The sequence below is a fragment of the Vibrio spartinae genome, from assembly GCF_024347135.1.
Taxonomy (GTDB): domain Bacteria; phylum Pseudomonadota; class Gammaproteobacteria; order Enterobacterales; family Vibrionaceae; genus Vibrio; species Vibrio spartinae.
The window spans coordinates 958,293-974,417 of the sequence record NZ_AP024908.1; the positions used below are offsets into that span (position 1 = coordinate 958,293).

General features: G+C 45.6%; 13 protein-coding genes. 4 read left to right on the forward strand and 9 right to left on the reverse strand.

Features of this window, described 5'->3' with window-relative positions:
* Positions 1–17: 17 nt before the first annotated feature.
* Positions 18–626 (reverse strand): acyl carrier protein phosphodiesterase, encoded by a 609-nt coding sequence (locus OCU60_RS21995; RefSeq protein WP_074374454.1) that lies wholly within the window; start codon positions 624–626, stop codon positions 18–20.
* A 353-nt stretch (positions 627–979) separates the two neighbouring features.
* Here OCU60_RS21995 and OCU60_RS22000 point away from each other — a divergent pair, with 353 nt between their 5' ends.
* Positions 980–1,933, forward strand: a complete 954-nt coding sequence (locus tag OCU60_RS22000; protein WP_074374343.1) for a porin — start codon at positions 980–982, stop codon at positions 1,931–1,933.
* 409 nt (positions 1,934–2,342) lie between these two features.
* Here OCU60_RS22000 and OCU60_RS22005 read toward each other — a convergent pair whose 3' ends face one another.
* On the reverse strand, positions 2,343–2,693 hold the full coding sequence (locus OCU60_RS22005; RefSeq protein WP_074374344.1) for a hypothetical protein: 351 nt from the start codon (positions 2,691–2,693) through the stop codon (positions 2,343–2,345).
* Between the two features lie 225 nt (positions 2,694–2,918).
* On the opposite strand from OCU60_RS22005, the gene OCU60_RS22010 reads away from it, so the two are divergent.
* Positions 2,919–4,757, forward strand: coding sequence for a putative bifunctional diguanylate cyclase/phosphodiesterase (locus OCU60_RS22010; protein ID WP_074374345.1), 1,839 nt, complete (start codon positions 2,919–2,921; stop codon positions 4,755–4,757).
* A 71-nt stretch (positions 4,758–4,828) separates the two neighbouring features.
* On the opposite strand, the gene OCU60_RS22015 is transcribed toward OCU60_RS22010, so the two are convergent.
* Both OCU60_RS22015 and OCU60_RS22020 read right to left on the reverse strand, forming a co-directional pair.
* Positions 4,829–6,118, reverse strand: coding sequence for a peptidoglycan DD-metalloendopeptidase family protein (locus tag OCU60_RS22015; RefSeq protein WP_074374455.1), 1,290 nt, complete (start codon positions 6,116–6,118; stop codon positions 4,829–4,831).
* 213 nt (positions 6,119–6,331) lie between these two features.
* Positions 6,332–6,631 (reverse strand): isoamylase early set domain-containing protein, encoded by a 300-nt coding sequence (locus tag OCU60_RS22020; RefSeq protein ID WP_074374346.1) that lies wholly within the window; start codon positions 6,629–6,631, stop codon positions 6,332–6,334.
* Positions 6,632–7,191: 560 nt separating this feature from the next.
* Between OCU60_RS22020 and OCU60_RS22025 the strand changes: the two genes are divergently transcribed.
* Entirely contained in the window at positions 7,192–8,571 is a 1,380-nt protein-coding gene (locus tag OCU60_RS22025) for a YjiH family protein (protein WP_074374347.1), read from the forward strand.
* Positions 8,572–9,010: 439 nt separating this feature from the next.
* On the opposite strand, the gene pstB is transcribed toward OCU60_RS22025, so the two are convergent.
* From pstB to OCU60_RS22045, 4 genes are all read right to left on the reverse strand, one after another.
* Entirely contained in the window at positions 9,011–9,760 is a 750-nt protein-coding gene (gene pstB / locus OCU60_RS22030) for a phosphate ABC transporter ATP-binding protein PstB (protein WP_074374348.1), read from the reverse strand.
* A 50-nt stretch (positions 9,761–9,810) separates the two neighbouring features.
* Positions 9,811–10,674, reverse strand: a complete 864-nt coding sequence (gene pstA, locus OCU60_RS22035; protein WP_074374349.1) for a phosphate ABC transporter permease PstA — start codon at positions 10,672–10,674, stop codon at positions 9,811–9,813.
* A 3-nt stretch (positions 10,675–10,677) separates the two neighbouring features.
* Entirely contained in the window at positions 10,678–11,622 is a 945-nt protein-coding gene (gene pstC, locus OCU60_RS22040) for a phosphate ABC transporter permease subunit PstC (RefSeq protein ID WP_074374350.1), read from the reverse strand.
* Between the two features lie 89 nt (positions 11,623–11,711).
* A complete protein-coding gene (locus OCU60_RS22045; RefSeq protein WP_074374351.1) occupies positions 11,712–12,533 on the reverse strand; it encodes a phosphate ABC transporter substrate-binding protein in 822 nt (273 codons plus the stop codon).
* 319 nt (positions 12,534–12,852) lie between these two features.
* On the opposite strand from OCU60_RS22045, the gene OCU60_RS22050 reads away from it, so the two are divergent.
* A complete protein-coding gene (locus tag OCU60_RS22050; protein WP_074374352.1) occupies positions 12,853–14,499 on the forward strand; it encodes a methyl-accepting chemotaxis protein in 1,647 nt (548 codons plus the stop codon).
* Between the two features lie 120 nt (positions 14,500–14,619).
* On the opposite strand, the gene OCU60_RS22055 is transcribed toward OCU60_RS22050, so the two are convergent.
* Positions 14,620–15,963 carry a DEAD/DEAH box helicase gene (locus OCU60_RS22055; RefSeq protein WP_074374353.1) on the reverse strand — a complete coding sequence of 448 codons (1,344 nt, stop codon included), beginning with the start codon at positions 15,961–15,963 and terminating at the stop codon, positions 14,620–14,622.
* Between the last annotated feature and the right edge of the window lie 162 nt (positions 15,964–16,125).

A 16,125-nucleotide genomic window follows, 5' to 3' on the forward strand; every position in this document is an offset into this window, starting at 1 on the left:
AGATTTTTGCAACAATGTTATTGATTCGTATCGGATCGCGCCATCGCCAAACATTTGGTCTTTGTCGCGGCCAGCACCTGTGGGTACAATTCGGCAAAAGCAGCATACAAATGTGCATAATGCGTTTTCAGTGCCGGGGTACAACTGCTTAATGCCTGCATTCGCGGAGAACGGTGCGACATCCGCTGTAAAGCGACTGCAATATTGTCGAATTCAACATAAGACTCCAGCCAACGCCCTTGCCACATCCGTCGGTGAACCTGCATGAAAGATTCCGGCGGTGTAAACGTCAACTCTTGCTCAATTTGCCCCTGCGCATCTTGGCAAAACATATCAAGCGGGTTGTGATGTAAGTCATGCCAGCGACGGGCTAGACAGTGGTCCCAGAATAAATCGAGTCCGATGGGTGCAAAACGCCGACTCTCTCCGGGGAAACAGGACTTCACTTCTTGCACCACAGGGTGTTGGTCCGTATAGGCATCAACAAAGCGGTGTAAATGAATCCCCTTGACGATCGATTCTGGGTAGCGCCCCTGCGGATCACCTTTAACGAAATCGCCCAGCAGATTGCCCAACAAACTGGACTGACAGTGTTGGGCAAGATGCAAGTGCGCTAAAAAATTCATAATCTTTACCACCGTGATTCTGGATGGTTCATCAAACCACAAAACGGGAGGATTCACTAGCATTGCGATGACGCTTCCCCTTTCCATACGTGAATGCGTGAATGCGCGCATGGGTATCAAAACCAGATAAACCCACGCTAATTCATTTGTTTTTAATATGTATACAAAATATACATTCAATAACAATACGCATTAAAACACTTATTTTCATAAAAATTATAAAAAAATCAAATAAAAACAACATCTAATAGTAAGCATTCTGCAATCTAATATTCATCTTTCCCCTCTACCTTACTCCAGTCATTACAAAAAAGAGCAAAGAAGCTCAATCACAATGGAATAAGGTAAACAAGATGAAAAAAGCAGTTCTGACTACAGCCATTCTCACAGCATTGGTATCTGGCTCCTCTATTGCTGCCACAGTCTATGATAGCAAAGGCACGACCCTCAAAGTGGGAGGGCGTGCTGAAGCCCGTTTCAATCTTTCCGATGAAAATGAGTCTTCAACCAAGAGCAATTTTAAAGATAAGTCCCGGGCACGGGTAAACTTAGTCGGAAAAACAGCGCTATCCGATGATTTGTACGGCTTTGGTAAATATGAAGCAGAACTCAATAACAGCGACAGCAAAGGAGACGGCGATGGTGACAACCTGACCAACCGTTATTTCTACGCTGGTATGGGCACAAGCATTGGTGAGTTCTCCTATGGAAAACAGGATTCAGCGCAGGTACAGGTGACCAACTTTACTGATCTCATGAACACATTTGATGAAGAGGCTGCTGACCTTATCGGTGGTAATAAAGATAAGCGTGACAACAACTTTGTTTATTCCGGTCAATTCGATGCACTGAGCATTCAGGCGAACTACATTGCATCAGACAAGAAGGACAATGACAGTTTCGGTATGTCTGCTGTGTATGGCTTCACTGACAACCTGACCGTCGGTCTGGGCTATGTGGGTCAGGACAGCGGTTCTAACTCCGAAGACCAATTCAATCTCGGCGCACAATTTAAACTGGATGCATTAACGCTCGGTGCCCTATACGGAACCGGAACAGCCGTTTCAGGCGGCAAAGAAGTTGATGCGGATGACTACGAGCTGGGTGCGAAATACAAGTTTGGCAAAACATCACTGATCGCTGTCTACAACTTTCAGGAAGTTGATAACAAGGATACCGTCGATCATCTTGCACTGGAAGTTGAGCATAAATTCAATGGTCACCTGCGTGTTTACACCGGTTACAAGTTTGAACAGCTGAAGAACACGGACGATCAACTCCAGGCGGGTATTCGTTACGACTTCTGATCCACATCGCACCAGAGGATCCACGATTGGTCAGGCAGAAATGTCTGACCTTTTTTATGTTCAGGCCGTACTGGTATTATCCGGACTGACATTATCCTCACTGCACCACTTCATCACAACCTTGCCCCATTGTAACGCACGTATCAACGTGCATCACAAGCGGAAAATAAATAAGTTACTGATTTAAAAAACATTAACAAGTTGGCACAAACCCTGCTATCTATTGAATGACAAATGCAGGCAGCGTTTGTGCTTCTTTCACAGTGATATGGCAGAATCACTGGTCACTTCATGTTCTTCGCCTCCCTGCGATCAGGGAGGCTTTTTTTATCGCTTTTTTTAAAAATTTTTGAAGCTGTTTTTAAGATAAAACCATCGCACTCATCTGAAAACGCCAATGTTCATCCTGTCATTTACGCTTTGGCTGCGTATATGTTTTCCCTGCCGCCTGATAGGTTTCTTTACCTTTGATGCTGAATTGCGTATCGAAAAACCAAGCTACAAAACGAATCACATCATCGCCTTCGGTCATCACATATTCAGCAAGCTCTTCCGGTGTGCCCGATTCATCTTCTTGGGTCGTCACATGATAAATACGTTGCTCACCCTCAATCTCTGCAATCATAAACTGCCCGCTTAAAGTTTCTGCCACTGAAGCAATTTCGGCTTCGTCAACCTGCTTCAAATAGGCAAGAGCGAGCGGTAAACTTCCGGTCTGACATGCTTGCTTTACTATCTGTTCAAAATCATGCTGTAACATTTATATATCCGTCTCTGTTGGGCTGGCATTCAAATTCATCCCCATGCTGAAAACACATCATCGGGTTACCCGCGTATACTCGCACAAATTCATTTATTCTCAAGATGAATCCCATCAAAGACCTCAGACAATGGGCGCAGCGTGAGCCAAAAACTGGAAAAAACATCACTCTTCGCCCAAAGTATAAGGTAAAAATATAATCACAATGTTCAGTAGGCTTTTAGTATGAATATAAGAGGACCACTTTCGTTCAGCGAAATGGATTTGCAATCGATCTCTGAACTGATTTCGATTACCGACTGTTCTCTCTATCAGAAATCAACCGATATGCTGCATCAGGCAACGGATTCAAATGCTGCTTTGCTATTTGAGATCAATAAGGTCAAACAGCAGAAACGTTTGCTCGCTGCATCTTCAACGGAACTGCTTAATCAAGATCTCGGGATGCATCTGGATACGCTGCTCACCTATCAACTTGAACATCAGCCACATCAGTATTATCTCATCCCGGATCAGGTTCACCAACGCTACCCTCATGCAACTTATTTGGTGAATCATCAAATCGAAGGCTATCTGGGGACCATGGTGAACCATACGGCATCCGATGATTGGATTTATCTGTTTATTTCATTAACCCAGTCACCGATTACAGAGCCAGCAGTGCTGATACAGTGGCATCGTCTGGTCTCTCAGGTGGTGATGCAATATCGTCGTTTTCAACATCAAACCAACCGAACGGATGTGTTACTCAACCGCCTGAATTATGAGGTTTCCCATGATGACCTGACCAACTTGATGAATCGTAGTTTTCTTGCCGACACATTGGAAAGGCTCGTATCAGCATCCCAAAGCCAGTTTAGTTTTACACTGGGCATGTTAGATATCAACGACTTCAAATATATTAACGATCTCTATGGCAATTATATTGGTGATCAGGTGTTGAGATTTGTTGCTCACGCTATTTCTGCCTGTATTCAAGATGAGCAACTGACCTTTCGGATTGCCGGCGATGAATTTGCTTTCATCACCTTTGATCCACAACCCGACACGATCTGCCAAGAAATACTCACCCGGATTCGTGCCGGATATCAGGATATCGCGCATCACATCAGAATTTCCGCAAGTATCGGCATAGCCAGGCACAAGGAAGAATCGAACAATGCGGATCAATTACTGCTCAATGCCAGTCTGGCACTCAAAAATAGCAAGAAAGTCGGTCAGCCCGACATCTGTTGTTACGACACCCAACTGAGTGAAGAATATCACCGTAAGAATCAAGTGATTGATGCACTCAGAGACGCACTGAGCAAAAACCTCGACGAACCACAGGAACTCTATGTTGTGCTCCAACCGATCGTCAGACAGCATCAATCAAGCTGGAACTACTTTGAAGTGCTCTGCCGCTGGCAGAGTCAGATGCTTGGTGAAGTCTCTCCGGTCGAGTTTATCGCGGCAGCAGAACAGTCCGGTCTCATTATCGAAATCGGTCATCGTGTGATTGAACTCGCCTGTCTTGCCAAACAACAGATTGAGCAATCGTTGGCGCAGAAAATCAGGCTGAGTATTAACTGTTCAGCCTATGAGTTAAACCAACAGGACGATTATATTCAGACGCTGAAAGAACAGATCACGTACCATGGTTTTTATCCGGGAGAGTTCACCATTGAAATCACAGAAACAGCCCTGTTATCACAACGACAGGTCACCCGAAATATTCTCAGAAACCTACGAGATGCCGGCTTTAAAGTTGCTCTGGATGACTTCGGTACGGGTTACTCTAGCCTGAATTATATCCATAATTATCCGATCGACTGCATCAAGATCGACGCATCATTCATCAAAAATATGCTATGCAATGATACATCTGAGAAAGTCGTCAGTTTAATCATTCAACTTGCCAATCAATTGGATGTAGATTTGGTTGCGGAAGGGGTTGAAGAGGCGCAATCATTGGCACGGTTATATGAGATGGGCTGTACTCAAATTCAGGGCTATCTCTTCTCCGCACCGCTACCGCCCGAAATGGTCATTGACCAATTGCTCAGACGGAAGAAATCCGACTGAGCAAGAATCAAACGGACAGCACCTAAAATAAATCGAGTGCCCAAAATAAATCGGGTTCAGCGCAAACGCATCTAACTCTGTCCGGTCTTGTCTTCTGTGTGCGCTGCAAGTTTTAACTCTTGCCGTTCAAGCAGCTGATTCATTTTGTTCCGGTGCGCAATAAATTGCTTCATCTCTTTCTTGGCAACAGAAGTTGCCATCGGGATTTTGGCTTTCATCGCGTTAACCGGACGTCCTTTGACAATCAACTCATAGTGCAGATGCGCGCCGGTTACTCTTCCTGACCGACCGGATAATGCAATTTTTTGTCCCCGCGAGACTTTTTGTCCCCGGTGAACCAGAATCTTACTCAGATGCAGATAACGCGTCATGTAAGTGCTGTCATGACGAATCACGATATAGTTCCCGGCATATGGGTGTTTACGGACAATAATCACCGTCCCGTCACCGGTAGACAGCACCGGTGTTCCGACTGGTGTTGCGAAATCAGTGCCGTTATGTGGCATGATGCGCCCTGTTACCGGATGGCGGCGGAAAGGGTTAAATGGCGAACTCATCCGCCAGTGACGGCTGGTTGGGTAGCGACGAAATGCCTTTTGCAGACTATGCCCATCCCGATCGTAATACTGTCCGTCAGTATGCAGGTATGCAGAAACAACCCTGCCACGGGTAAATATTTTGATCGCCTGAATTTCACTGTTGCCGGTCAGTTTATCCCCGATAAACTGCTTCGATTGCACAATTTCAAGCTGATCGCCAGCGCGCAAGTCTTTTGTGAAGTTCACTTTATCTTTCAATAACCGGACCATCTGCTCAATTTCATTACTATTGAGCCCCAGTCGATAGGCAGACTGTGAAAACGATCCCTCAATCTCACCAATCAGTGGGAACGGTTTCCAAGTCCCGGGGATATTGATCTCTCGATACGCATAGCTGCCATCATCCAGACGTGTATAAACGACCTGTTTGACTAAGCTGAATTGCAACGCCATTTTCGCTAAATCATTGCCATCCTTAGTGCGCCAGAATCTCAGAGTATCACCGGGTTGAAGCGTATCGAGTGCCAAATAGTTCAAGTCCGTTTCCATGATTTTCAACAAATCACGATAACTGAATCCAAGTTGTTCAAAAATGCTGCTGAGGTTATCTCCGGAACGAATCACATATTCGTAATCAGGCAGGCTTTCAGCGGGGGCTTGGGTTTGTTCAGCAACCAGTGAATCGACAAGCTGTTTCTCTGAAGAGATACTGACATCAAGACTATGGCGTGTGGTGTGATCGCTCAGTAGCGTATAAAAAGAAACCACAACCAATAAAGGTAATCCCAGGATGAAAACACGTTGTCGTCTGGACAGCGACATCACTCGTTCAACGATTAACTTAACCACAACCCCACCTTGTAAAATAGCTCAAAGACGTCCAAGCATAGGATTTTATGACGTAATCGACATCAGAGTAAAGTCAAAGCATCATTAAAGGGTACCAAAGTACCCTTGCTCGACATCCGGCATGTGAATCACACCAACATAATCCACAGTGATCTTACCGGTTAAATTATGATTTAAATCAATATGTTACTGGTGCGTAGACACCAGACAGTTATCTTCACCATATCCATTGGGAATATATTGTTCAGCATTGGGATCATTCATCCACTGAGTTTCTTCTAGCAGGTAGCGAAACTGATACTCTTGATCTTTCGGGAGACGCGCTTTGTATTTGTATGTCGAAGACTTGGCGACTTTCTTCATCGGTTCCGGTTTCCAATCCAGAAAATCCGCTACAATGGCGACATGGGACGCTGTCTCAGGAATGTCCAGTTCAAAAGTGACTTCTACTTCGTTTTTGGTTTTAAAAAAGCGCTTACTAATCATCGGCAAACTCCGTTTAATCTATGGCCCGTTATCTTTGTTTTAGTCTGATCACAATCATTTGCTAACAAAACATTGAGTGACGCAAACATTGACTGACGAAAATGAGTATCGTCCTTACATGTGAGCAAAAAATAACCAGACTCAATCTATCATAAGAAATATCACACACTTCTACAATCATAGATGAAGTATCAAACAAACACACGGTCATACAGAGGATATGAAATACTGATCTGATGAACTGCAAATTTTACTGTTTTATCTGCGCATATCATCTGCGTTCCCAACATAACGTCAACGCAACACCAAGATACAATTATCTAACTTAATCATCATTCATAGCACAAAAATAGTGAATAAATAGATAGTACAGATGAATAGTGTTGCTACGATATCTAAAAACAGATATTCTTCGCGCCTTATTATCTGGGCTATTTCAAACGTTTGAACCTGAACAGATGACTTACTTTTTGAATATTTGCCAGTGTCAGGCATCGAGGGCACACCTCAGAAAGAGTGTGTTCACCATGCATAGGCCACTGACATATCTGAGAATAATAATGCAAGACAATACAAAAGCGGTTGACGTTGCTCAGCCTTCAGAGTCCGGAAGAGATTTCTGGCGCTTCCTGCTCCCATCATTAGCAGGTATTTTCCTGTTTATGGCCCCACTACGTTATCAGGGCGATTTAACCATCCCCGTTGCGATTCTTGCCGCAGCGCTACGCGACGTCCTGGACCAATATATTGTGACGCTGATTACGCTGATCATTGCCGGGATCGCGGGAGTCTCGCTGCTTTACCGCTGCTATCAGCCCGCGGTCATCCGTCGGCAACCATTTTTAGATCAACTCCTATCGCCTTCATGGCTTTGGCTGATTGTCCGGGTCATCGGGGGAGTTGCAGCACTCTCCAGTTTATACCACTGGGGACCAGCGATGATTTGGGAAGAGAATACCGGCGGTATGGTATTGGAAGGCCTGCTGCCAACGCTATTTTCTGTGTTTATTTTTGCCGGATTACTCCTGCCTTTATTACTCAATTTCGGCTTACTTGAGTTATTCGGTACTCTCCTGAGTAAAGTGATGCGGCCAATCTTCAACTTACCGGGACGCAGCGCTATCGACTGTATGGCATCCTGGCTGGGAGACGGCAGTGTCGGCATTTTGCTGACCAGCAAACAGTACGAAGAGAAATTTTATACCCAGCGAGAAGCCGCGGTTGTCGGGACAACCTTCTCTGCGGTGTCGATTACGTTCAGTCTGGTGGTGATCGCTCAGGTCAAGCTAGAACACCTTTTTTTACCATTCTATGGCACGATATGTCTTGCCGGGCTTGCCGCTGCCATCGTGTTGCCGAGAATTCCGCCCTTAAGCCTGAAAAAAGATCGGTATGTTGATGGCAGTCTGCCAGACCGGGCCGCAGATGCGATTCCCGACGGACATCATTCATTGTCTTGGGGTATGAAATTAGCCATCCAGCGAGCCCAGCAGGTAAAATCCGGTCGCGCTATCGTGGCAGAAGGGTTCCGCAATGCCGCAGATATGGTGTTTGGCGTATTACCGGTTGTAATGGGATTAGGAACGCTCGCCCTGATTGTCGCAGAACACACCTCGGTATTTGCGATGTTAGGTCAACCCTTCATTCCATTTTTACAATGGCTTGGTGTCCCTGAAGCGGTGCAGGCATCGGAAACCATCATGGTCGGTTTTGCCGATATGTTTATTCCGGCTATTTTGGCTTCAGGCATTGATAATGAGATGACCCGTTTTATTATCGCAGCCATGTCAGTCACACAGCTCATCTATATGTCCGAAGTCGGTGCTTTGCTACTGGGTAGCCGTATTCCGGTCAATATTGTCGAGCTGTTTATCATCTTCATTTTGCGAACGCTGATCACGCTGCCCGTCATCACCGGCATCGCGCATCTGATATTTTAGTGTTTGGGCTCAGATGTAACCATCTGAGCTCACTTCAACCTCTCAAACCTCTGCGTCCCCGACACAACATGAACACCGATGACGTGAGCAAAATATGACCGTCTCTATCCGCCTCTAACAGGCACGACAATACAACCCATCGTGACGTTTTACCGATGGGCAAAAAGCGCAGTTAGTTGAGGAGAACGGGGGGCACGCCATCGTGTGAATTTCAGTATGACTATTGGCGTTCTAAGTGGAATGAAAAAAACCCCTTCAATGAAGGGGCAAAATTTACCATCGCTTATTATTATATGAATTACTTACTTTATATTAATTAATTACTTTATATCAATCACTTACTTTTATATGAACGATACCATTCGCACCGACAGTCGTCAGTAGGTATTGCTTTTCTATAGCGTTTTTCGTATGGCATGTCGATTGCGACACTTCAGCCTTAACCAAAATCACCATTGACGTAACCACGGGTCCGGTCATCTTGCGGTTTGCTGAAAATCACCTGAGTATCGTTATGCTCAACCAGTTCTCCCATCAGGAAAAATGCCGTCCGGTCAGAGATACGACGAGCCTGCTGCATGGAGTGAGTCACAATCACGATGGTGTAGTTTTTCTTCAGTTCTTCCATCAATTCTTCGATTTTGTGCGTGGCAATCGGATCCAATGCTGAAGTCGGTTCATCCATCAGAATCACGTCCGGCTCCATCGCGATAGTCCGCGCAATACACAACCGTTGCTGTTGACCGCCTGACAGACCAAACGCATGAGATTTGAGACGATCTTTCACTTCATCCCACAAAGCCGCACTCCGCAGTGAACGTTCGACCACTTCATCAATATGTTTTTTATCACGAACGCCTTGCGCACGGAGTCCGTAAGCTACGTTTTCATAAATACTCATCGGGAAAGGATTCGGCTTTTGGAATACCATGCCGACTTTAATTCGTAAATCAGAGACATCAATATTACCGTAGATATCTTCACCATCCATCGTCAGTTTACCGGTAATTTTCACCCCTTCGATCAGGTCATTCATTCGGTTCAGACAACGGAGTAGTGTTGACTTTCCACATCCGGACGGGCCAATCAGTGCCGTGACCTGACGCTGTGGAATCGGGAGATTAATCGCTTTTAAAGCTTGATTGTCACCGTAATATAAATCTAAATTTTCAATCGCAAATTTATTCATTGTCTTCTATCTCAAGTAATTCTTTATGACCTGTAACCAAGCTTGCTATTTTAATAAGTTGCCGTATTGAATCGCTTAGCAATCAGCTTCGTCACCATGTTAATCAGCAATACCACCACAATCAGAACCGTTGCAGTGCCGTAAGCTTGATTCCACTCTTCCACAGAAAATAGTTCGGTGGTCAACTTATACAGATGGACAGTCAGTGTCCGCCCTGAGTCAAACAGCGAGTCAGGAATCCGTGCAACCATGCCGGCAGTGAGGAACACCGGTGCCGATTCACCAATCACCCGGCCGATACTGAGAATAACAGATGCCAGAATCCCCGGGATAGCACTGGGTAAAATCAAACGCCAAATCGTATAGATCTTTGATGCGCCTAATCCGTATGACCCTTCACGATAGGTTGGCGAAACAGCCATGAGTGCTTCTTCGGTAGTACGAATAATCACCGGCAAGATCAGAATACTCAAGGTCAGCGCCCCCGACAGGATTGAGAACCCGAATCCGAGAATTGCCACAAAAAAGGTCATGCCGAACAGACCGAAAATAATTGACGGGATCCCGGCAAGCGACTCTGTACAGAATCGAATCACTTTCACCAATCGACTGCCAACTTTGGCATATTCCGTCAAATAGATTGCGGTCATGATCCCTATCGGTGCCGCGACAGCAATTGACGCGATGACCATATACAGGGTGGCAACAATCATCGGGAAGATCCCATGCTCATCACCGGTACGGGTATAGTTGTCGGAAATGAAATCCCAATCGACATGCTGAATACCATTGGAAAGAATATACCAGATAATCCAGAATAAGAACCCGACCGTAAACGCGGCAGATAACCAGATAAACGCTCTGAGGATGTTATCTTTCAGTACTCGGGACTGCTTTAGTTTTACGCGATTCATAACTTACTTCGCCTTCTCTCTATTCAGATATAACAGAACTGCATTGAGCATCATGATAAAGACCAGCAACACCACACCCGTCGCATAAAGTGCACTAGCGTGAACACCACTGGCATAGGACATCTCAATGGCGATATTCGCGGTCAGTGTCCGGGCTGAGTCAAGGATTCCCTGAGGCATCGCAGGCGCATTCCCCATCACCATAATAATTGCCATGGTTTCACCCAAAGCACGACCAATCCCCAAAATAACCGCAGTCATAATCCCTGAACGGGCAGCCGGAACAAGCAGTTTAAAAATCGTGAAAATATTGGATGCACCGAGTGCCAGAGAGCCTTCTCTATAGGCCGCAGGCACGGCACGAATTGACGTTTCAGAAACCGTGATCACCGTGGGCAGAATCATCACGCCCAGCACAATCATACCCGCCAGAATCGTGTTACCGGCAGGGACATCAAATACCTGTTGAATCAGAGGGACAATAATGATTAATCCGAAGAAACCATAAACGACGGAAGGAATCCCCGCTAACAGTTCAACAGCAGGGCGAATGATATTCGCCAGACGTTTCGGCGCAATTTCAGCAATAAAGACCGCGGTTAATATCCCAATTGGCACGCCAATCATAACCGCACCCAAGGTCGAAACGACCGATGCCACGATCATCGTCGCGACACCATACAAAGCAGGTGGTAACCAGTCTTCACCGAGGACAATCCCCAGAACACCGACTTCTTTAAATGCAGGAATACTTTCTTTAACAATAAAATAAGCAATGATAAAAAGTGAAACAATACCGATGGTAGCACTGGTCAGAAACAGGCCGTGAAAGATTCTCTCTTTCCAATCAATGCGCTTTCCAATCCGTAGTTTACGGGGTGTAGAAACCGAGCTTTGAGCGGAGCTATCGTTCATAAACTTGTCACTATCTGTTGTTGCGATGGTCATAATCTTCTTCTCACTTATCGGACAAATCCGCGTGAATAGAAAAGGCTCAGCCAACGCTGGCTGAGCAATATATCAAATAAGGGTCAAACTTAGTGGATAGAGATGTAACCTTTCTGGTCTACAATTTTCTGAGCGTCTTTAGTCAACATCCAGTCCATGAATTTCTTCGTTGCAGCAGAAGGTTTGCCTTCGCGATAAAGCACAAGGAAAGGACGCGCAACTTTATAAGAACCGTTTTTCACGTTCGCAACATCAGCAGCGACACCGTCAATCGACAGCGGATGAACCGTTGAGTCAACCGAACCTAACGAAATGTAACCAATTGCATATGGGTTTGATGCAACCATGGTTTTCAGACCACCGTTACCATTGGCAACTTGCGCACGTTGAGAGATAGCAGAAACTTTCTTACCACCAATCTTTTTCTTCAGTTCCATGATTTCTTCGAATGCACCACGTGTACCAGATGCTGTATCACGTGTGATGGCTACGATTGGCTTGTCGTTACCGCCAACATCTTTCCAGTTGGTGACTTCACCACGGTAAATTGCAGAAACCTGCTCAGAAGTCAGACCTTTCAGATGGTTTTTTGGGTTGACGACAACTGCGATACCATCACGAGCAATCACTTCTTCAATCAATGTTGGTTCCTTTTCAGAAGCTTTCAGATTACGAGAAGACATACCGATATCTGCACTACCATTTTTTGAAGCTTTAATACCAGCAGAAGAACCCGGACCTTGAACCTCAATAAAAACATTTGAGTGATCTTTCATATAAGTTTCTGCAAATACTTCCATCAATGGTGTCACACTACTAGAGCCCACTGCTGAAATCGTTTCCTTCGCTGAAGCAACGTTCACTGATAATGCACTGATAAGAGCAACTGCACCGATAACTGTTTTTTTCATCACTATATCCTTAAGTGGCTTGATTGCCGTTTGTTTTTTGTTTCAACGAAAGTCACTTTAGGACGGAAATATGACAATTGTGTTTCAATCAGTTGAAGCATGTATGACAAATGATGAAATTATTTATGTGATGACGCTTCCAATAGCGTTCCAGCCTCATTAACTAAAAACTTATATGTGTCAATGCTGTAAACCATTACATCAATAACCCATCATTGTTCAATATATTAATGATGTCTGTAACACGTCATCTTTGATGTTGAATTATTGAGATGACTGGCTAGAATCGACAAGCTAATCAATAATTCGAGGTAAAAGTATGCGCCAGATCATCAGTCGATGCTCTATCAGGGTCCAAGTCATGATTCCGGTCCTGATAGCTCTGGTCCTATTAACAACAGGTGTCCTATTTGCGACCAACCATCTCAGTCGAGCCTTTAATGGCGTGTCTACATCAACAACACGTATCATTAAGAATAAAGATCAGCTGACTGCAATCATCGACAATATCTATGCCATGCGGATCCGCGCTATCTATAGTATTTTTCAACCGGAAGATGCACAAACGTTGACTGCTGCGCTACGTGAAAAGCAGCAAGTCAATGCGACAATGCTGGATCAGTTCAGTCAGCTCCCGGCGATCAAAAATGAAGCCCGAGCACTTCATCAGGCGATGGATGAATATGTTCGTTATTCCATTGACGTGATGCTGCCGCTGATGAACGAAAAACATAGTCATCATGAGCTTCGTGCTGATTTTGAACAACGTTATCACCGAGCTTCTGAAAACTACCGCAATGCGGGACGCAAGATGGTGAAAGCCGTTCAGACATTGTCAGAACAGATGAACCGTGCTGCGCTACAAGACCTGAATGCCCACGCCCAAAAACATCATTCCATCCTCATGTCTTCAATCATCGGGCTACTGATGGTGTTGGTGATCATCGCTGTTTCTGCCTGGCTATTGGCAGGGGTCATTGTCAAACCGATTCATCAATTACAGTCTGCCATGCGGCGAGTTGCTCAAGGCGACTTGACCGTGAACATCATCGCGGAAGGCAATAATGAACTGTCTTCGCTGACCCAAGATGTCAACACCACTGTCATACAGTTGCAGCAAACCACTGAGACATTGACATCTATCAGTGCCGATGTGGCATCAGCAGCGACAGAACTCGCAACCGTCATGACACAATCTCGTGCCAACTTTGATCAGGAGAAAGCGGATCTTGAACAAGTAGCATCCGCGGTTTCTCAATTGGAGATAACCGCCAACGACGTGACGAGTCACGCCCAAGACGCCGATACTGCCGCACATCAAGCCAGCGAACGCGCAAGAAAAAGTCTGGATATATTCGAGCAAACCGGTCGCCTCAGCACTCAAATGGCAGGACAAATCGGAGAAGCGGCTCAGGTGGTTGCGTCACTGAAGGCGCAGTCCGAGCAAATCGGTACGGTGATTGAAGTGATCGAAAACATTTCCGAACAAACCAATCTACTGGCACTCAACGCAGCGATTGAAGCAGCGCGAGCCGGAGAAAGCGGACGCGGTTTCTCTGTTGTTGCTGATGAAGTTCGTCTGCTGGCGGCCAGAACGCAAGCGTCCACAAAGGAGATTCAAGAAATCATTGAGACCCTCCAACAGCAGTCAGGGCTCGCAAATGACAGTATGACCACCAGTCTGGGAATGTTGGATAACAATCAATTGATGGCTCAAGAAGTTCAGACATCACTCAATCAAATCGTCGAGTCGATTACTGATTTGGAAACCGTCAATACTCTGGTGGCATCGTCTTCTGAAGAACAACGCTCAGTGACCGCTGATATTAGCCGGAATATTAACAACATCTATCAACTGGTCACGCAAAACGTCACCGGTGTGATTCAGTCAGCCGAAGCCAGTCAGGAACTTTCATCGCTTGCCGAACAGCAATCACAACAACTCAGTTACTTTAAACTGCGCTAATCAATCGTCATCCCTTCGGTTTGATCCCAAGGGATGACCCTGAGTACGATTGTGACCCCAAAAAAATGCCGTGGCATCTTCTGCCACGGCATTCATGGTTAACCACATCGATCAAATCACTCAGGTATTATCATCTTGCGCTGCCGGCTTCTTCCGCGGAATAAAGACCGCATCACCCACAGGCACATTCTGATAAAAGCCTTTATCCCGATTCGGTGCCTTTTTCTTATCCGACGGTCTTGCTTTACGAACCGGGGCTTGCTTCTTCGTCGGTTGACGCGGAATGACTTTCTTCGGTCTAATCCCTTTGAATTTGCCTTTTAAATCGTCAAAGACTGAAAATTGAATGGTTTGTGCCAAAAACGCTTCAACCCGTTTGAAACTATCCCAGTCTTTCGGCCCCACCAGCGAAACTGCATCACCTTTATTGCCAGCCCGACCAGTACGACCAATTCGGTGCACATATTCCTCGGTATGCTTTGGCATATCAAAGTTGATGACATGAGTCACGGTACTAATATCCAATCCCCGGGAAGCAACATCCGTGGTAACCAGAATCTTGAACACACCCCGTTCAAACTGACTCATAATGGTGTTACGTTGCGTCTGATTCAGCTCACCACTTAAGGCTATAGCCTTTAATTTCCGCTGATTCATTTTTTCCGTCAATCGCTCAGTATCCGCACGGGTTGCGGTGAAAATAATGACCTGTCGGTAAGATTCAGTATCAAGCACACGATCCAGAATCGCCTCTTTATGATCAAGATGATCACACAGATAAAAACGCTGACGAATATCTTGGTGCTGTTCATTCGAGAGACCAACAGCGATGCGTTTCGGCTGATTCAGCATTTCCATCGCGATATCATTGACTTCAGCATGGTCGAGTGTGGCAGAAAACATGAGCGTCTGACGACGACGATGTTTGGCTGCGTGGTGAATCCGTCGCAACTGAGGGGCGAACCCTAAATCCAGCATTCTGTCGGCTTCATCCAGAATTAAGGTTTCCAGACCATCCAGAAACAGAGAACGGTGATCCAAGTGATCGACCAGACGTCCCGGTGTTGCCACAATGAATCTCGGATGACGCCGCAGCGCTTTCACTTGGTCATTGAAGTTTTCACCACCGACAATCAACGCGGCATCGTACAACAGTCCACCCAGCATCGTACGCAACTCACCGTAGACCTGCTTTGCCAGTTCACGTGTTGGTGCCAGAATCAATCCACGCGCATCTTTCGCAGAAAATGCTTTGCTCTTTAATGACTTGTGCAACATAGGGAGTACAAAGGCAAGCGTCTTGCCCGAACCGGTTTGCGATGACGCCAATAAATCCTTGCCGGCAAGCGTCAGAGGGATCGCTTTCTGTTGTATTTCCGTTGCTTGCTTGAAATCGTAATGGTTAACGTTCTTCAATAAACGATTATCTAAGCCTAAATCTTTAAACTGCAAAGGAGTCTCCAATTATGTGTGACTAAATCAATGTCCATTCCCCATGAACAGGGGGGGACGGCATGAAACGCGCTATCATAACGCAATTCCCCGAAGGTGAATAGAAAAGACCGCCACGCTTTGGGGTAAAAATCAGCAGGACTAAGATGATTTTCTCATAAGTTTTTCATATTT